This window comes from Streptomyces sp. M92 (assembly GCF_028473745.1).
In the GTDB taxonomy this organism is placed as follows: domain Bacteria; phylum Actinomycetota; class Actinomycetes; order Streptomycetales; family Streptomycetaceae; genus Streptomyces.
This window is the reverse complement of sequence record NZ_CP101137.1, coordinates 2,898,084-2,914,462: the sequence shown is the minus strand read 5'-3', so window position 1 is coordinate 2,914,462 and position 16,379 is coordinate 2,898,084. Positions and strand designations below refer to the sequence as shown.

The following is a 16,379-nucleotide window of genomic DNA, read 5'->3' as shown; positions in this document are numbered from 1 at the left end:
CACCGGCAAACCAAACAGTTTCGATTTCCGCCTTCGAGCGAGAGTTCGCATGAGGAACCATGCGTCTGACCCACCACCGAGTGCGGAGGTGTGTCGAGAAAACCATGGGAAGCCACTGATCCTCACGCGCCGGATTGGGGAACTCAAACCATCCGAATTGACTACCCTCCACCTCTGGTCGATCGATAATACCCCGCGGCACGTCACACATGATTCGCCAGGAGTACGTACGAAGAATTCGCCGCATCATCAACGCTTCGAGGACGTTCTTCACCTGGGCGGCCACTCGATAAGGACCATAGATAAAGTACGGCATGAAAACCCACACCACCCATTGAGGCGTGTAGGTAGAGATACTCAGTAGCAGAATCCAACAGGCTGCCCAACCTGAAGCTGCGAGGACACTACTCATGACGTGCCAGGCCCAGAACCGTCGCGTCGGAGGGTGGTCCCAAGCAGAAGGGTAGAGGGCAGCGTGCACAGTTTGGTTCTCCACTCAATGACCTCAGAAGACGTGTCGGACCAGACCAATGATCCCGCCGCTATCGAGGATGAGACGAGATCCGTCGATTCCCGCGACAGTGCCACTCTTGATACCGTCTTCCTCTGCATCAAGCGCCTTGCCGTACAACCCAAAACCGCCAGTGACTACGCCGGTCACAGCCGACGTCGCGACTACGGCGTTTGCCGCCTTAGCAGGATCACTGAACCCACTTACGGCTCGCGCAACGAGCGGATTTCCCAGTCCAGCAATGTGTCTCGCCTCCTCAAAGGACTCCGATCCGTAAGTGGCCGCCTTCTGCCAGAACCCGATCGACTGACTGCCCGTCCGGACGGTGCGAGTAGCCTTGATGCTGCCGTTCAGCACCGCCCCCAGCCCTGGCAACGCGCCCACAGAATCCGCCCCCACGGAGACAGCGTTGCTCCAGAAGTCGGCATCGAACTCTCCCTTAGTGAAACCATCCAGGAGCGAAGCTCGGATCTCCGGATCGCTCAACCGAAGAACAAGTGCTGTGATGCTCAACCCCGAAGCCGTGAGCATCAGCGCCGCTGCGGTCGCCAGGCCCCACCCCAGTGGTCCCGACAAGAGAAGAGCCACCACACCGATAAGTCCCGCCGTGAAGCTCAGGATGTCCGGCAGGTTGTCGCCCAGCCAGTCCAGTGCCTCGTCGAACCACCCAGGCTCCTGTGGCGCCAGCTTCTCCGTGGCGTCGCGGATCTTGCCGGCCCGGTACCCGGCCTTCTCCTCGTGCTCTTCGGCCAGACTCTTCGCCTTGCCGATGATCTTCCGAAGTTCGGCCTCGGCGTCGTCCAGGTCACCGTTCGCGCGTGTCAGCGCCTTCTGCGCGGCCTCACGGTCGGCACCCCCCGCTTTGAGGTCGGGGTCCTCACCCGCCTCGTCCGCCAGCCCCCGTGCACGGTCGACCGCGGCCCGGGCTTCCTTCGCGTCCTCCTCCAGCCTCTTGGCACGCCGCTGGAAGTCGTCGAGTTCGCCCTCCCACCGGCTCAGCTGCGTGGCAGCCTTGCGGATGGAGTGTGCCGCGTTCTTGAGGTTGAGCGGCAGTGGGCCGCCCTCGAGCTGCTCGCGGAAGGCGACCGCGGCATCGCCCTTCCAGTAGCTGCCGTCCAGCAGCTTGGTGACCGTGTCGTAGGTGTCCTGAAGGACCTTGGCGCAACCGCTGAGCTTCTTCTGCAAACCCCGCACGGTCTCCGTGTCGCCCGGTACGGGGTTGAAGCCGAGGTGCGGGTAGTCGGGGTTGGGGATGCGCGGGGCCGACTTGAGGCCCTGCGGCTTGCCCAGATCGGCTCGGGAACGCGGGTCCAGGGCGGCCCCGTCCTGGTCCTGCCCGGCGATGGCGGTCACTTCTTGCCGCCGCCCTCGGCCTCGCGCGACTTCCGCACCGCCTCCTCGAGCGCCTTGTCGACCTCGAGGTAGCTGTCCTTGCTCTTGCCGATGATGTCGGCGAGATCCTCCGTCTGCTTGCCGATCTCCTCCGACCCGTACTTCCAGTCCTCCTGGAAGGCCTCGCACGCCGAGTCGAGATCGTCGGTGCCGAGGCCGGTGATGCTCGCGTCCGACAGCGCTTTGCGGACCCCCTTGAGCGATGTCGACGAATTCCTCAGCGACTTCATGAAGCGCCCGAGCTCGTCACCGTCAACGGCAAGCCGCCCCGCCATGTGTCCGCTCCCTCTCCGGTCCATCTACACCGAAGAGGGGAACGACAGCATCCGGTTTTCGTGGCGTGCGCAGGGGCGCTTACGCACAGAGGGCTGGCGCCGACGTCAGCGGTTGACGGCCTGGATCTCCTGGACGACGACGTCCTGGGTGGCACCGAACGTGCCGTCGGGAAGGTCGCCGCCCGCGCCGCCGCTACCGGTCCAGTGGATCTCCCAGGTGACCGTCGCCTCGAGCGGGAACGAGCCGTCACCCGAGGACCGGAGGTACTTCACTCCGCACGGCGGTGTGTCATTCGCCCTGCCCTTCTCGTACGGCTCACCGATACGGCCATCATGGATCTGGCAGACACCCGAGGCCGGGTAAACCTCCGCGTCCGGGGTGCCCGGCTCGATCTCCAGCGAGACCGGCTCTGCCGTAGCCGTCGCCTCGACACCGATCTCTTCCACGGACGCGGTGACGGAGACCGGCTTGAACTCGGCACCGTCGAGCCATGCCCATGTCGGAAGGTTCACTTTGGTTGCTTCCTCGGGGGCCAGCGTCACCTCCGTGCCGGGGACACGGATCTCCGCGTAGGCGAGTTCCGCGAGGACCTCGGGTGTCACCGCATTCTCGATGTCGGCGGGAGGGGCGTCACCCGTGTCCACCCAGAAGTAGTCCTTGTCGCAAGAGTCCCAGCCTGGTGGGTAGTTCTTGTTGACGTACGAGCCCCACCAGTAGCCTTCGCCGGTCTTGTCCTTGTTGAAGCCCTTTTCCTCGTCGCCGGCGTTGTACTTCTCCCGCTGCTCGGCGTCCCACTGGTACCCCGTGGAGCCGGCTTCCCAGATGGGCTCCAGGTACTTCTGCAACTGTTCCGGGGTGTACTTGGGGGCGTACCAACAGGGAGGTGGGCTCCAGGACGTGGATGACGTCAAGGACCCGGCGGAGTCTCCGCTGCCGTTCTTCGAGTGATCGAATACAACGCCACCAACGGTCACAGACACCGTGCCGTCGTCGCTCGCATCCGCACGCTGTTCTGTGCCCGAGTTCTGCGTATTTCCGTCCAAGATGTCATCGGCGCGTGCCGTGCCAGGGCATACAAGAAGTGACAAGCAAGCGCCGACCAAGACGGCAACCGGCAGCCCGTTCACCGCACGTGTCAGGGTTGGCACTTGGGACTCCCGCTCTGCGACGTGATCTTCTGGATCTCCCACACACCTTCGCTGTTCTTCTTCAGCGACGTGTGGTAGATGACATAACTCTTCTCAGTCACCTCGGTCTTTCGAACCTTGTTGGTTTTGAGGTACTTCACGTACGCCTTCCCTTGATCCTCACAGTAAGTGAAGGAAGCAGTTCCGTATTTGTCTACGGCTACTTCGGGAGCGTAAAATCGATACTTTCCGGTGATGCCGGCCTTCTGATCAACGTAGTTCTGAATGAACTCCTGTGTACCGGCAGCGGCCTCACCCTCGTAGTAGTAGAGATACGCCTCGTCGAGAGCGTCCTGGTTGGTGATCGCCAGGTCCACCGCCTTGATCGATTCCTTCGTATCTGCAAGTACAGCGTCCTTTTCCTTGTCGCCCGTCTTAGGCCACTCAAAGGTGTAGGAGAGATCGGAGGGCAACTCGATCTTGGGGCGATCGGTCTGCTGTGCCCCCGTCTCGGCCGGGGCAGCCGACGGCGTGGAACTGCCCGTGTCCGCTCCCGCGATCTTGTCATTGTCGCCGGAGGCGCTGTCGTCGCTTCCGCACGCGGACAGCGTCAGCGCCGCTGCGGCGGTCAGCGTGAACGCTGTGAGGAGGGTGGGGTGGCGGCGATTCACGGTCGACTCCTGGTGGGACGTGGCTTCTCTCGAGCGAAGCCACGCTATCCAGGGGGATCGGGCGGCACCAGGGTGGTGCCTGTCTCCCCACGGGGTTCACGGGACTCAATCAGCCTTACGTGTGGCCTTTTGAGCAGCAACGGTTGCGTAACGCGTGAGCGTTGCCGCAAAGGAGCCACGTGGTCGGGTCGTGACCGATACGTTCGGTCGGTTGGTCGGCCGGCCGGCCGACCGGGGTAACCAGCTGTGGGGTACGGGAGGAGTTCGGTATGGGGCGGCGGTGGCGGGACGGGGCGGCAGAGTTGGTGGTGGGCGGGGAGACCGGGGGCAGCGGTGTCCGCGTCCCGTTGGAGATCGCCGGGTCGTACCGTGCCCGTAGGCGAGGGCTGTTGGGGCGCGGCTCGCTCGACGGGGCGATGCTCCTGTCTCCCGCCAACAGCATCCACACCTTCCGGATGCGGATGCCCATCGACGTCGCCTACCTCGACCGGCGACTGGTCGTTATCGCGGTGCGCACCATGCGGCCGGGCAGGCTCGGGCTTCCCCGGGTGCGTTCCCGGCATGTTCTGGAGGCGGAGGCCGGGGTGATGGCCGGGTGGGGTATCCGGGTCGGCGTGCGGGTGGGAGTAGAGATCGCGGGGGCCGGCGAAGCACACGCGGAGGCTGGTGCGGGGGGCGGGTGAGGCGGTGGGGTCGGACGTGTGAGCACGCCCGGAGACAACCGCGCCCTCACGGCCAGACGGTGGCCCGCGCCGCGAAGACTTCCCGCGCGCTCTCCACTGGCAGGACGCAGACCAGGTGGCCGCCCGGTACACGCAGGACGCGGCACTCCTCCCACTGCGAGACCTGCTCCGCGCCCAGGGCGGTCAGACGCGCGGTCTCGGCGTCGGGATCGTCGGTCTCGATGTCCAGGTGGATACGCGGTACGTCGTCGACTGCCTGCACCGCGGTGACCAGCCCGGGCAGTGCCTGGTGAAGCGTGGTGAACTGCGGTTGTGGAGGGAAAGGGGCGGCCTCCACGCCGGGGGCCCCTGCCCAGAACCGCGCCGCCCGCGCGGCCTCCGCTTCCGGCGCGTCGATCAGAAGGGCGTACACACGGCTTCGGTGCATGCTTTGCCTCTCTCCATATGACGGGTCGTGTCACGGGCGCGGGCGCATCAAGCGCAGGTCCTCGCCCCAGTCGTCCAGGACCGGCCCATGACCTGCCTCTCGTGCCACCGCCTCGACCTGGCCGAACAGACGTCGTTGCAGGTCCGTGTCGCTGTCTGCCGCGATTCGGCCGATCGTGGCCAGAAGTCCGGCGGCGTCCCAGCGCGGTAGCGGGAACCTTTCGAGTTCCCAGGTCAGGTACTTGTTGTACGGGCGGGGGCGACGGTAGAGGGCGAACAGGAACTCCAGCAGGAAGCCGCTGCTGTCGGCCGCGTCGAGGTGGGCGGCGAGCAGGTGGCCGTCCCGGGCGTTCTTCACCGACCGGTAGTGCGAGTTCGCGTAGGCGTCGAGCCAGCCGGTGGCTGCACGGGACGCCTCACCGGCTTCCAGGTGGCCCTTCGCGGCGACGATCGACGCGATCTCACCGTCCAGCCGGTCGAGCAGGACTCGGCCCCGAGCGATTCCGTAGCGTTCCAGGCCGTCGAGCCGTCGGAAACCCTCCACCGTCACGACGACGAGATCCAGATCGGCGGTACGGCAGTCCGCGAAGCCTTCGAGGGCGGCTTCCCGTTCGTCGGAGACGATGGCGTACACGTCGTGGTCGGAGTGCTGGGTGGCCGTGCCGTCGTGTGCGTGGGAGCCCTTGAGGACGAGGCCCAGGACGGTGGGGGCCGTGGAGGCGTGCGCCAACAACGCGTCGTAGGTGGGGAGGGTTCGTGGAGTGGGGGCCGTGTTCTCCGGAAGGTTCGGCACCTCCGGGACGCTATCCGCTTCGGTCGGTCGCGGCAGCTCGTTTTCGGCGTCAGGGAGTGACCACGTGCAGGAGTGCCGTGCCGTCCGGGCCGGTCGATGCCTGGATGACGACCGCACCGGGCCGAGCGCTCGGTCGGGTACCGCTCATACCGCCGCAGGAGGTGCCGCTGCCGTTCTCCCGAAGCGCGGTGACGCAGCCCTGACCTGCGCCGGTCGTGCCACCCTTCGTCTGGCCGTTGCCCGACTTCACCTCGTACTCGATCTTCTCCTGGCCGACCTCGGCGATGGACAGCGCCACCGTGCCGCCTGGTGCCTGGAAGCGGACGGTCGCGGGCCTGGTCACCGCGACCTCGCAGTTCCCGTCGGCGCAGGCGCCGATGTCCGCTCCGTCCGCCGCCGAGATGGAGGGTCCGGGCGCTTCGGTGCGTGGCTGCGGGGTCGCCGGGGACGCCGGGGACGCCGGGGACGCCGGGGACGCCGGTGAATCGTCGGCCGGGTGGGAACTGCCGCACGCGGTCAGGCTCAGGGTGGCCGTCAGCGCCGCGAGGAGGGTGGCAAGGGTCGGCCGGTGCCGTTCGCCGTTTCGGGTGGTCCTGTTCGGCATCGCTCTCCGTCAGTCCTCCGTGCGCGGGAAGGAGACTTCCACCCTGCGGTTCTTCTTGCGGCCGGCTTCGGTGGAGTTGTCGGCGATGGGGTACTGCTCGCCGTAGCCGCGGACCTCGTAGGTGATGCCGGCGTCGTTCAGGGTCTCGGTGAGGATGTCGTGTACGGCGTTGGCCCGCTTCTTGGAGAGTACGTCGCCGTGTGCCGAGGAGCCGAGGTTGTCGGTGAAGCCGAAGACGCGGATGCGGGTGGCGTTCTGGGTCTTGATCTCCTCGGCGATACCGGTGATCCGGGACTTGGCCTCGGCGCCGAGCTTCGCGCTGTCCTTGCCGAACAGCACCTCTGCCTGTAGCGCGAAGGTCACGCTGGTGTTGGTGTCCTCGCGACGCTCGTCGCCGCTCTGGTCCTCGACGACCGACTTGATGTCCAGCACCTTCGCCTGCGCGAGCGTGGCGCCGTCGGGGAGTTTGAGGTCCGGGTCGGCGGGGTCGACCTTTACGGGGGCGGCTGCGGAGGGGTCGGTGCCTGGGGGGTCGTTCGGGTCGTCGTCGGCGGCGTGGGCCGACGTTGTTCCCACGATGCCCGTTGCGATGAATAGGGAGGCAGTGACGAGCACTGTCAGGCGGTTGTGGGTCATCGGTGGCCTCACCCGGAGATCTCAATGGGAGCGGCCGCGAAGGTCGGAAGCTGGAAGGTGACCTTCGTCGTATCGGCAGGTGGTGCCGGGAACTGCATGAAGACGGGGATGGAAGCGCCGGGTTTGATTCGGGGCATATCCGTGGTCGTCAGAGGGCGGCCGTCGGTGTCACGCAAGACGTAGTAGCGCTTCTTATTGCCGGAGTCTACGAGGGTTGCTCCACCGAGCGATCCGCCATGCCGCATGATCTCCGTCTCGTCACCTCTGGTCTGAATCGGGACACGAGCCGCTTCTGCACCGTCGTTTTTGATCTCGCCACTCACGGTCACGAATCCGCCCGCGTCTCGTGCTGCAGAGCTGATCGTTAGGACCAAACCATCCTCTCCCTTAACCTCGGCCAGGGAATCGTCAGTGCCCTGCTGGGCACTAGGGCCCGACTCGCCGCCTGATGACGCAGACGACGATGCCTCTGGCTTCTTGTCGTCGTTGCCGCCACCACCGCAGCCAGCAACACCGAGGGCCAGCCCAGCGACAACGGTCAACGCGGCCATCCCCCTGCGGGTCTTCGCTGTGCACCGAATGCTCATGACTCCGCTTCCTTCGTCTCTCGTCGCAGGCTTGTCAGTCGGTCAGGTGTACGTCGAACAGATCCTGAGGCTCTGGCAACTCAGGAAGATCGTCCAGGTCCAGGTCCCAGGCCTGCTCCTTGCAGGTGAGCCGCGGGAGCGCATCATCAGCTTCCGCACCCTCTTCGGGAAGCTCGAACGTGCAGTTTGACTCGATCACCGCGACGGCTGACGCCTGCGCGTAGTCGTCCTCCGTACCCGGCACAATCGAGTCCCCGACCGGCTCGTCCGACGTGACCTCGATCGAGTAGCGGAGCGGACCGTCCATCGTGCAGTCGTCGATGTGTGCCGCGTTCTGCGCTGCAAGTTGATCCGCTCGCCAGCATGAATCATCGAGACCGGTCACTGCTCCGTCGAAGATGGCGTCCCAAGAGGCCGGATCTCCAACGTTCTCCGCCCACTCACCAGCCAGCTGATCCCTGGTTTCCTGTGCCGCCGCGAGCGCCGCCGCATCAGCCGCCGTTTGCGCTCCGTTACGGTTTGTTGCGGCTTGCCCGACCGCGAGATACGCGAACGCGAGAAAGAGCAGACCTGCCACCACCGTGATGTAGATGGGGAAGGCCTGCCCTACGTCATTACGGTGAGGCTGCGAGATCAGCCGATGAGTTCGTCGATCTGGTCCGTGATGGCGTTGTAAATGGTCTCCCCGATATCCGTCCCCGTAATAGCCAACACAATCGCCACCACCACCGCGATGATCCCCAGGTACTCCACCGCCGTCTGCCCCTCGTCGTCGCGGGCGGTGCGGGACTGAAGGTGGGCGGCGATGGTGTGGAGCCAGTTGGTCATGGTGTTCCCCTCCAGGGTGGGCGGTGCCGCGGTGGTCGTCTGGAAGGTACGGCTGGAGGGTGTTGGGGGCCGAGGGTCCGTGGGCCCAATCGGGGGCCCAATCGCGGGGCGGGCGTCGGTTGTTCATCGCGGTCACCCCAGGCCCAGCCACTTGGCGGTGGCCTCTGAGCGGCTGGTGCTGTGGAGCTTGGCGAAGATGCGGTTGATGTGGTTCTTGACCGTCTTCTCGCTGATGAAGCAGGTGCCGGCGATCTGCTGGTTGTTCATGCCGGACGCGATCAGATCCATGATCTCCCGCTCCCTCGCGCTCAGTTGGAACCTCGACCTGTCGGGCGTACCTGAGGATGACTGTGCCATAGATGGTTGCAGTTGCGAAAGGTTTTGGGGCGAAGAGGGCCGTCTGAGCTCACTCTCGGGGGGTGTTGACGCGTTGCGTGCGTGTGCTGTCGCGTTTGCTTTAGGCGTCCCCCGCAACTGCTCCAGCAGGGCCCCCGCAGCCGCCGGAGTGAAGTGGGCCCTGCCCAGTCTCACGTCCCGCACCGCCGTCACCAGCTGCTCCGCCGTGAACTCGCCGTGGACCAGGTAACCGCCCGCCCCGCGTCGCAGGGCCTCCTGGATGATGTCCGACTCCCTGCTGTACGTCAGCATCATCACCGGAGCGATGTCCACCAGGTACGGGAGGGCCGAGATGCCGTCCACGCCGGGCATGCGTACGTCCAGCAGGACCACGTCGGGCCGGTGCCGCCGGGCGGCCTCGCAGGCCGCGCGGCCGTCGGCGGCCTCTGCCACGACCGTGATGTCCGCGCGTCCGGAGAGCAGGGCGGTGAGGCCGGCGCGGACGACCGGGTTGTCGTCCGCCACGACGACCCGTAGCGGTGCAGGGGGGTCGGGGGTGGTGGTGGCCGGTAGGGGCTCGTCGCGCATTGGGGGCCTCCCTTCGGGCGTGTGGGGTGGTGCGGTGGTGGTCACGGGATGCTCCCGGCCGGTGTCAGCGCGGCCAGGGGCAGGTCCACCCGTACCTCCGTGCCGTGCGCGTGCTCGCCCCGGCCGATGCGGATACGGGCGCCCACTGAGGCGGCCCGCTCGACCATGCCGACCAGGCCGAAGTGGCCTTCCTTGCCCAGCTTTTCCAGGCTCGTTGCCTCGGGGAGGCCCCTGCCGTCGTCGTACACGCTGATGCGCAGGTGACCGCCGTGGACGCCCGCGCGCACCTCGACGCGGGTCGGTGAGGCGTGGCGGTGGGCGTTCTCCATCGCCTCCGAGGCGATCGTGAGGAGTTGGCGGGCCACGGAGGGAGGGATGGGGGGTACGGGTACAGCTTCCGTGTGTGCGAACGTGGCAGGGACGCCCGTGCGGGTCGTGAAGTCGGCTGTGCGCGCGGCCAGTTCCGCCCGTACGTCCGTGCCGTGGGCCGGGTCCGTCTCGCGGCGCAGGTCGGTCAGGAGTTCCCGGGACTCGGCGGCCGCCCTGCGGGCCGAGCGTGCGATCAGTTCGGCCTGGCGGCGTGCGAGTGCCGGGTCCATGGCGTCGGTGCTCGCCGTGGCGGCCAGGCCCTCGGCCGCCAGGGCGACGCCGTGCAGGGTCTTGGCCACGGAGTCGTGCAGCTCCCGGGCGAGACGGGCGCGTTCCGCGCTCACCGCCTCCGTGACGGCCAGGCGGGCCTGGACCTCGGTCAGGGCCCGGGTGGCGGCGCCGAAGCGGAGCAGCAGGTTGCGGAGGGTGGAGCCGATGGCTCCGGTGATGACGCACAGGCCCGGAAGCAGGAGGGACTCCGCGGGGCCGGGGTGCGGGTGGTCGTCGTTCAGGGTCGCGTGGACCAGGAGCAGGAGGAGCATCTGGAGGGAGGCGAAGAACGCCGCGCCGCGCCAGCCGTAGGCCAGGCCCGCCAGGAGCGGGGTGCAGACGCTGACGTACGCCAGCGTGGTGTCCGGGCCCGCCGAGATGAGGAGCAGGAAGCCGAAGAGGGTGTCCACCGCCAGGAGGGTGGGGTGGCGCAGGAGCAGGGGGCCGAATCGCTCCCAGTCCCGGAAGAGGACGTACGAGCCCATGAAGGTGACGACCACCGCGGCGCCGACCAGCTTGACGCCCAGGCCGGGCCCCGCGTTGAGGAGGGCGGCGGGGGCGGCGACAGCGATCATGGCCAGGCGGAAGCCGAAGACCTGTCGGCACAGGGCCTGCAGGGCGTTCACCTGGAGGGGGATGGCCGGGGGCGCCTGCCCCGCGATCGGGGAGCTGCGTGGGGCGCTGCCCGGCGAGGGGTGTGCCGCCGGGGTGGGGGTCGGCGGCTGCGGTGCGGCTTCCCATCCCGGTGGGAGAGTCGGGAGTGCCATCGGTGGGTTCGTGATCGTCATGCCGTCCTCGTCCTCCTTCCCTGCTCACCCGTGTCCCGTGTCCGTCGTTCGTGTCGTTCGTTGCGGGCGGTTACTCGCCCGTGATCGTTCCGAAGTCCGTTCCCGAGCCCAGGATCAGGCCCGCGCCGAGGAGGAGCATCGTGGCCGGGACCATGAACGTCGTGATCATCATCGTGGCCTTGGGGACGGCGCGGGCCGCCTTGCGGCGGGCGTTCTGGGCGTCGGTGCGGCGCATGTCCTTGGCCAGGGAGACCAGGGTGTCGACGATGGGGGCGCCCAGATCCTCGCCCTGCTGGAGTGCGGTCACGAACATCGCCACCTGTTCGGAGTCGTTGCGCCGGCGCAGTTCCGCGAAGGCCTGGCGGCGGCCCATGCCGAGGTCCATCTGGCGCAGGGTGATGCGCAGTTCGTCGGCCCAGGGACCCTCGTAGCGCGTCGCCACGCGGTCCAGGGCCTGGCGGAAGCCGAGGCCGGCGCTGACCACCACCGCCAGGACGTCCAGGAAGTCGGGGAGCGTGCGCTCGATCTCGTCCTTGCGGATGCGGATCGCCGACCAGATGCCGACCTCGGTCCAGAAGGCGCCGAAGGCCAGCAGGAGCAGGGCGACGATGAACTGGCCGCGCAGGAGGAAGACCAGGAAGCCGACCGCGCCCAGGAAGCCGTAGACCGCTCGGCGGGCGGCGTAGCGGTCGATGGTGAGGCCGCCGGGGTTGCCTGCCAGGTCGATCCTGCGGCGGTACTTGGCAACCAGGGCGGGGCCCATGACGCGCAGTACGGCGGGGGCGTAGCGCATGCCCATGCGGTCGACCAGGGAGTCGACGGCGCCGGTGCGGGTGGAGCCGACCTCCAGGGCGAGGGCGAGGTCGCCGGGGAGCTTCGCCTCCGCCCGGTACATGCGGATGCCGGCGAAGACGCCCCACACGCTCAGGGCCGCCAGCAGTGCGAGGAGCGGTCCGATACCCATTGCGGCTCCCTTCTCAGACGTCGATGCGGGACAGGCGGCGGATGAGGACGAAGCCGACGGCGTAGAGCGCGAAGGCGACGACGACGGCGACCTGGCCGGCCGGGGAGCCGGTCATGCGTTCCAGGGCGCCGTCCTTCACCCCGTTCATGAGGAACAACGAGCCGATGCCGAGGGCGGGGACGGCGTACGAGGTCATGCTGACCTGGGAGAGTTGGGTGCGGACCTCGCGCCGGGTCTCCTTGCGCTCCTCCAGGGTCTCCGTGAGGTTGCGCAGGGCGCTGACGACCTGGCCGCCCGCCCGGTTGGAGAGGACGAGTGTGGTGACCAGGACGACGAGTTCGCGGGAGGGGAGGCGGTCGGCGAGTTCGCCGAGGGCGTCGTCCATCGAGGCGCCGATGGCGAGCTGGTCGGCGACCTTGCCCAGTTCCTCACCGGCGGGGGCCTCCAGCTCCTCCGCCGCCATGCCGATGGCGGTGCGCAGGGCGAGGCCGGCCTGGGTGGCGTTGGCGAGGATGCGGGCGAGTTCGGGGAGCTGGCTGATGAACTTCTCGATGCGTTTCTGGCGTTGCCAGTTGAGGAACTGGATCGCCGCTCCGATGCCCAGCAGGCCGGCGAGGGGGCCGAAGAAGGGGGCCAGGGCGGCCTGGCCGATCAGCCAGAGGCCGGCGACGGTGGCGACCATGTAGGCGAAGAACTCGCCGGGGGTGAGGTCCAGGCCGGTCGCCGCCAGGCGCAGTTCCAGCCTGCGGCCGAGCTTGGTGCGGCGCAGACGGCGGTCCAGGGCGCGGAAGCGGCGTCTGCGGCCGGCGGGTGGGAGCTGGCCGGTGGCGGAGAGGCGGTCGACCAGGGCCTGGCGCTGGGCCTTGCCGGCGGCGTAGGAGTGCACGCCGGCGACCGCGAGGGCGCAGGTCAGCAGCGTGATGCCGGTGGTGAGGGTGACGAGGGTGTCGAGTTCCATCGGGCGGTCCTACCTGGTTTCCGTCTCGTTGCGCTGCCTGGTTGTCATCGGCGGTCCTACCTGGCTTCCCGGGTGGCGAGCTGGTCGGTGGTGTGGGCGACGCCGAAGGCCTGGGGGACGGGCTGGTTCGCCATGTGGAGGCGCTCGGCGGTGCGGCGCGGGAGGGGGTGGTACTCGAAGGCGCCGTGGATACGGCCGTCGGGGGTCATCGGGCGGGCGCCGAAGCGGGCGACCGTGGCCAGGCGGTACGGCTCGCCGCCGTGGCTGTCGAGCAGCGCGATCTCGGTGATGCGGCGGGCGCCGTCGGCGAAGCGGGTGAGCTGGACGATGACGTCGACCGCGCTGTTGATCTGGTCGTGCAGGGCGACGAAGGGGACCTCGACGTCCGACATGGAGGCGAGGGTCTGGAGCCGCATCAGGGCGTCCTCGGCGCTGTTGGCGTGGACGGTGGCGAGGGAGCCGTCGTGGCCGGTCGACATGGCCTGGAGCATGTCCAGGGACTCGCCGCCGCGGACCTCGCCGACGACGATGCGGTCGGGGCGCATGCGCAGGGAGTTGCGGACGAGGTCGCGGATGGTGACGCGGCCCTGGCCCTCGACGTTCGGCGGGCGGGACTCCAGGCGGATCACGTGGGCCTGCTGGAGCTGGAGTTCCGCCGAGTCCTCGATGGTGATGATGCGCTCGTGTTCCGGGATGAGGCCGGAGAGGGCGTTGAGGAGGGTCGTCTTCCCGGTGCCGGTCGCGCCGGAGACGATGATGTTGAAGCGGGCCTGCACCAGGCCGGCCAGCAGGTACAGCATGTGGTCGTCGAGCGAACCGAGGCCGATCAGTTCGTGGAGGGTGAAGGAGCGCGGGAAGCGGCGGATGGTGAGGGTCGCGCCGGTGAGGGAGAGCGGGGGGATGATGACGTTGACGCGTTCGCCGGAGGGGAGGCGGGCGTCGACCATCGGGTTGGACTCGTCCACGCGGCGGTTGACCGTCGAGACGATGCGCTCGATGGTCTGCATCAGCTGGTCGTTGGAGGCGAAGCGGAGGGGGAGCTGTTCGACCCGGCCGCCGCGTTCGACGAAGATCGCGTCGGGGCCGTTGACCATGATCTCGGTGATCGACGCGTCTTCGAGCAGGGGTTCCAGGATGCCGAGGCCCAGGGCCTCGTCGACGACCCGGCGGATGAGCTGGGAGCGTTCGACGGTCGACAGGACCGGGCCCTCGCGGCTGATGATGTGGCCGAGGACGCGTTCCAGGCGGGCCCGGCGCTCGGCCGTCGCCAGCGAGCTCATCTCGGCGAGGTCGATCTCCTCGAGGAGCTTGGCCCGGTAGGAGGCGACGAGGTGTCCGTCCTCGCCCCGGCTGCCGTGCTCCTCGGGGGAGTGGATGCGTGCGCGCAGGCTCATGCGTCCTCGGGCTCCTCGGTCAGTGGTCGATCGGCATGGTGGCGGTCTTGGTGGCGTTCCCGAAGTCCCAGCCGGGGACGATCGACGGGATGTCGACGGTGGCCGTGACGGTGACCTCGTCGCCGCCCTCCGCCGCCCCGCAGTCCGTGCCGTCGGCCAGCCAGTCGCTCACCGCCGCGTCGCAGGCCTGCCCGGCGCCCTCGTCGAGGGAGGCGCTGCGGGCCCCGGCGCGGGCGGCGGTGCCGGCCTGCTGAGCGGTGTAGGCGATCAGGCCGAGCTGTACGGCGGCCAGGGCGACGATGATCAGGATCGGGAGGAAGCCGAGGTACTCGATGGCTGCCTGGCCACGTTCTCGGTCGGCCCGGCCACGTTCTCGGTCGACCCCGCCACATGCTCGGTCAGCCCCGCCACGTTCTCGGTCGGCCCCGCCCCGGCCCCGGTCCCGGTCCCGGTCCCGGTCCCGAGTCATGCGATCCCGGCCCCGTTCCCCCGCGCGGCACTTCCGTGAGGAGTACGGCATCTCAGTCGGTCTCCTCCTCCACGGCCCCCGCGTGACCCCGCACGTCGAAGGGGAAGCTGACCGTGCCCGGGAAGAGGATCGGGACCCTGATCTCGACGTCGGCCGTGACGAAGCCGCCCGCCGTGCCGCAGTCCACACCGGCGCCCCCCTCCCACGCGCCCGGCAGCTTGTCGCGGCCCGCCTCCTCGCAGGCGCCCTGCCGTGCCCCCCGTTCGGCGGCCGTCGCCGCCCGTACCGCCTCGTCGGCAGCATTACCCGCGAGCGTGAACGTGTATCCCACGAGTACGAGCTGCCACAGCACCACCAGCGTGACGATGATCGTCGGCAGCATGCCGAGGAACTCGACGGTGACCTGACCCGAGTCCCGCGCCCTCCCCCGTCCCGGTAACGCGCTCATCCCGCACCGTCCTTCCGCCGCCGGAAGCTCACCGACCCCCGGTCGCCGCGGAACCGGCCGCCGCCCTTCCTGTGGTCGGCCTCCGGCGCCTTGACCAGGCGCAGTTCGCCCGCGAGGGCCCACAGGGCCTGCTTCACCGTGCTCTTGGCGTCCAGTTCGTGGACGCGGCCGGCGTCCACGGCGCCCTGGAGTTCCTTGAAGTTGGCGGGGACGGTGGTCCCGGCGACCGGCGTGCCGGTGATCTTCTCGATCAGGGCGGGCTGGATCTCGGTGCCCCGTGTGTGCCGGTTGACGACCACGGTCGTCTCCTCGGCCTTGCGGATCTGCAGCCGGTCCCACATCCGCACCGCCCGCTTGGCGCCCCGTACGGCGACCACGTCGGGGGTGGTGACCAGCAGCGCGGCGTCGGCCATCTCCACGGCCGCCGCGCCGGCCCCGCCGAGTTGGGCGCCGCAGTCGATGACGACGACCTCGTAGCGGGAGCGCAGGGCGCTGACGATCTGGCGGGCGGCGCGGTCGGTGACCTCCTCGCCGCGTTCGCCCTCGCCGGGGGCGAGCAGCAGGGCCAGACCCGTGTCGTGGCGGAAGACCGCGTCGGCCAGTACGCGCGGGGAGATGTCGTTGATGGTGGCCAGGTCGGCCACCGAGCGGCGGAACTGGACGTCCAGGTAGGAGGCGACGTCACCGGCCTGGAGGTCCATGTCGACCAGGGCGCTGGGTCGGCCCGACGCCTGTGCGGCCAGCGCCAGCTGGATGGCCGTCAGGGTGGCCCCCACCCCGCCCTTCGCGCCGCCGACCGTGACGACGGTGCCGCCGACGCCGGTGAAGACGTCGCCGCCGCTGCCCAGGTGCCGGCGTACCCCGACCGACCACTGGGCGACCGCCTGGACGCGGCTGGCGAGTTCCTCGTAGCTGAGCGGCAGGGCGACCAGGCCGCGGGCGCCGTAGTCCATGGCGGCCTGGAAGAGGCCGGGGCCGGGGTCGGAGGTGACGAGGATGACGCCGACGGCGGGGAAGCGGAGCGCGACCTCGCGGATCAGCTCCAGGGCCGGGACCGGGCCGATGCGCTCGTGGACGACGACGACCTCGGGCAGTTCGTCGACGGACTCGGCGGCGAGGCGGGCGAGGGTGTCGACGAGCTGGGTGGAGTCGACGACCGGGGCGACGGGTTCGGCGTCCGGGAGCTGGCTGAGCAGGGTCGTGATGGACCGTACGGCGTCCGCGTCGCCGACCGCCGGGAGAATCCTCGTGGGCATACGGG

Annotated in this window: 20 protein-coding genes; 1 reads left to right on the top strand and 19 read right to left on the bottom strand. The window is 68.7% G+C overall.

Features of this window, described 5'->3' with window-relative positions; genetic code table 11:
- Positions 1-505: 505 nt before the first annotated feature.
- From M6G08_RS13420 to M6G08_RS13405, 4 genes are all read right to left on the bottom strand, one after another.
- Complete coding sequence (locus M6G08_RS13420; protein ID WP_272587390.1) at positions 506-1,864, bottom strand: putative T7SS-secreted protein; 1,359 nt, start codon at positions 1,862-1,864, stop codon at positions 506-508.
- Positions 1,861-2,178, bottom strand: a complete 318-nt coding sequence (locus M6G08_RS13415) for a hypothetical protein (RefSeq protein ID WP_272587389.1) — start codon at positions 2,176-2,178, stop codon at positions 1,861-1,863. The genes M6G08_RS13420 and M6G08_RS13415 overlap by 4 nt, the downstream gene beginning before the upstream one ends.
- A 105-nt stretch (positions 2,179-2,283) precedes the next feature.
- Positions 2,284-3,327, bottom strand: coding sequence for a hypothetical protein (locus M6G08_RS13410; protein ID WP_443048791.1), 1,044 nt, complete (start codon positions 3,325-3,327; stop codon positions 2,284-2,286).
- On the bottom strand, positions 3,315-3,977 hold the full coding sequence (locus tag M6G08_RS13405) for a hypothetical protein (RefSeq protein WP_272587388.1): 663 nt from the start codon (positions 3,975-3,977) through the stop codon (positions 3,315-3,317). The genes M6G08_RS13410 and M6G08_RS13405 overlap by 13 nt, the downstream gene beginning before the upstream one ends.
- Before the next feature lie 269 nt (positions 3,978-4,246).
- Between M6G08_RS13405 and M6G08_RS13400 the strand changes: the two genes are divergently transcribed.
- Positions 4,247-4,660 carry a DUF192 domain-containing protein gene (locus M6G08_RS13400; protein ID WP_272587387.1) on the top strand — a complete coding sequence of 138 codons (414 nt, stop codon included), beginning with the start codon at positions 4,247-4,249 and terminating at the stop codon, positions 4,658-4,660.
- A 46-nt stretch (positions 4,661-4,706) separates the two neighbouring features.
- On the opposite strand, the gene M6G08_RS13395 is transcribed toward M6G08_RS13400, so the two are convergent.
- The 15 genes from M6G08_RS13395 to M6G08_RS13325 form a co-directional block, all read right to left on the bottom strand.
- Positions 4,707-5,087, bottom strand: coding sequence for a VOC family protein (locus M6G08_RS13395; protein WP_272587386.1), 381 nt, complete (start codon positions 5,085-5,087; stop codon positions 4,707-4,709).
- Positions 5,088-5,117: 30 nt separating this feature from the next.
- Positions 5,118-5,879: a hypothetical protein gene (locus M6G08_RS13390; RefSeq protein ID WP_272587385.1), complete on the bottom strand. Its 762-nt coding sequence runs from the start codon at positions 5,877-5,879 to the stop codon at positions 5,118-5,120.
- Between the two features lie 49 nt (positions 5,880-5,928).
- Positions 5,929-6,483 carry a hypothetical protein gene (locus M6G08_RS13385; RefSeq protein WP_272587384.1) on the bottom strand — a complete coding sequence of 185 codons (555 nt, stop codon included), beginning with the start codon at positions 6,481-6,483 and terminating at the stop codon, positions 5,929-5,931.
- Positions 6,484-6,492: 9 nt separating this feature from the next.
- Complete coding sequence (locus M6G08_RS13380) at positions 6,493-7,119, bottom strand: OmpA family protein (RefSeq protein WP_272587383.1); 627 nt, start codon at positions 7,117-7,119, stop codon at positions 6,493-6,495.
- A gap of 8 nt (positions 7,120-7,127) precedes the next feature.
- On the bottom strand, positions 7,128-7,706 hold the full coding sequence (locus M6G08_RS13375) for a hypothetical protein (protein ID WP_272587382.1): 579 nt from the start codon (positions 7,704-7,706) through the stop codon (positions 7,128-7,130).
- 34 nt (positions 7,707-7,740) lie between these two features.
- Complete coding sequence (locus M6G08_RS13370; protein WP_272591333.1) at positions 7,741-8,340, bottom strand: pilus assembly protein TadG-related protein; 600 nt, start codon at positions 8,338-8,340, stop codon at positions 7,741-7,743.
- Entirely contained in the window at positions 8,340-8,534 is a 195-nt protein-coding gene (locus M6G08_RS13365) for a Flp family type IVb pilin (protein ID WP_272587381.1), read from the bottom strand. Before M6G08_RS13365 ends, M6G08_RS13370 begins: the two co-directional genes overlap by 1 nt.
- 132 nt (positions 8,535-8,666) lie before the next feature.
- On the bottom strand, positions 8,667-9,458 hold the full coding sequence (locus M6G08_RS13360) for a response regulator (RefSeq protein ID WP_272587379.1): 792 nt from the start codon (positions 9,456-9,458) through the stop codon (positions 8,667-8,669).
- Between the two features lie 41 nt (positions 9,459-9,499).
- The gene (locus M6G08_RS13355) at positions 9,500-10,885 is read right to left on the bottom strand and encodes a sensor histidine kinase (protein ID WP_272587378.1); all 1,386 of its coding nucleotides are present in this window, start codon (positions 10,883-10,885) and stop codon (positions 9,500-9,502) included.
- Positions 10,886-10,955: 70 nt separating this feature from the next.
- Positions 10,956-11,849, bottom strand: coding sequence for a DUF5936 domain-containing protein (locus M6G08_RS13350; protein WP_272587377.1), 894 nt, complete (start codon positions 11,847-11,849; stop codon positions 10,956-10,958).
- 13 nt (positions 11,850-11,862) lie between these two features.
- Positions 11,863-12,807 carry a type II secretion system F family protein gene (locus M6G08_RS13345; protein ID WP_272587376.1) on the bottom strand — a complete coding sequence of 315 codons (945 nt, stop codon included), beginning with the start codon at positions 12,805-12,807 and terminating at the stop codon, positions 11,863-11,865.
- Positions 12,808-12,863: 56 nt separating this feature from the next.
- Entirely contained in the window at positions 12,864-14,201 is a 1,338-nt protein-coding gene (locus M6G08_RS13340) for a TadA family conjugal transfer-associated ATPase (RefSeq protein WP_272587375.1), read from the bottom strand.
- A gap of 19 nt (positions 14,202-14,220) precedes the next feature.
- Positions 14,221-14,670, bottom strand: coding sequence for a TadE/TadG family type IV pilus assembly protein (locus M6G08_RS13335; RefSeq protein ID WP_272587374.1), 450 nt, complete (start codon positions 14,668-14,670; stop codon positions 14,221-14,223).
- 52 nt (positions 14,671-14,722) lie between these two features.
- Complete coding sequence (locus M6G08_RS13330; RefSeq protein ID WP_217246664.1) at positions 14,723-15,118, bottom strand: pilus assembly protein; 396 nt, start codon at positions 15,116-15,118, stop codon at positions 14,723-14,725.
- Positions 15,115-16,374, bottom strand: a complete 1,260-nt coding sequence (locus M6G08_RS13325; protein WP_272587373.1) for a CpaE/TadZ family protein — start codon at positions 16,372-16,374, stop codon at positions 15,115-15,117. The genes M6G08_RS13330 and M6G08_RS13325 overlap by 4 nt, the downstream gene beginning before the upstream one ends.
- Between the last annotated feature and the right edge of the window lie 5 nt (positions 16,375-16,379).

Excerpts from the sequence above, each read along its gene's own strand:
- M6G08_RS13415 (WP_272587389.1), bottom strand. The coding sequence starts at position 2,178 with ATGGCGGGGCGGCTTGCCGTTGACGGTGACGAGCTCGGGCGCTTCATG.
- M6G08_RS13400 (WP_272587387.1), top strand. The coding sequence starts at position 4,247 with ATGGGGCGGCGGTGGCGGGACGGGGCGGCAGAGTTGGTGGTGGGCGGG.
- M6G08_RS13395 (WP_272587386.1), bottom strand. The coding sequence starts at position 5,087 with ATGCACCGAAGCCGTGTGTACGCCCTTCTGATCGACGCGCCGGAAGCG.
- M6G08_RS13385 (WP_272587384.1), bottom strand. The coding sequence starts at position 6,483 with ATGCCGAACAGGACCACCCGAAACGGCGAACGGCACCGGCCGACCCTT.
- M6G08_RS13380 (WP_272587383.1), bottom strand. The coding sequence starts at position 7,119 with ATGACCCACAACCGCCTGACAGTGCTCGTCACTGCCTCCCTATTCATC.
- M6G08_RS13375 (WP_272587382.1), bottom strand. The coding sequence starts at position 7,706 with ATGAGCATTCGGTGCACAGCGAAGACCCGCAGGGGGATGGCCGCGTTG.
- M6G08_RS13365 (WP_272587381.1), bottom strand. The coding sequence starts at position 8,534 with ATGACCAACTGGCTCCACACCATCGCCGCCCACCTTCAGTCCCGCACC.
- M6G08_RS13360 (WP_272587379.1), bottom strand. The coding sequence starts at position 9,458 with ATGCGCGACGAGCCCCTACCGGCCACCACCACCCCCGACCCCCCTGCA.
- M6G08_RS13355 (WP_272587378.1), bottom strand. The coding sequence starts at position 10,885 with ATGACGATCACGAACCCACCGATGGCACTCCCGACTCTCCCACCGGGA.
- M6G08_RS13350 (WP_272587377.1), bottom strand. The coding sequence starts at position 11,849 with ATGGGTATCGGACCGCTCCTCGCACTGCTGGCGGCCCTGAGCGTGTGG.
- M6G08_RS13345 (WP_272587376.1), bottom strand. The coding sequence starts at position 12,807 with ATGGAACTCGACACCCTCGTCACCCTCACCACCGGCATCACGCTGCTG.
- M6G08_RS13340 (WP_272587375.1), bottom strand. The coding sequence starts at position 14,201 with ATGAGCCTGCGCGCACGCATCCACTCCCCCGAGGAGCACGGCAGCCGG.
- M6G08_RS13335 (WP_272587374.1), bottom strand. The coding sequence starts at position 14,670 with ATGACTCGGGACCGGGACCGGGACCGGGACCGGGGCCGGGGCGGGGCC.
- M6G08_RS13330 (WP_217246664.1), bottom strand. The coding sequence starts at position 15,118 with ATGAGCGCGTTACCGGGACGGGGGAGGGCGCGGGACTCGGGTCAGGTC.
- M6G08_RS13325 (WP_272587373.1), bottom strand. The coding sequence starts at position 16,374 with ATGCCCACGAGGATTCTCCCGGCGGTCGGCGACGCGGACGCCGTACGG.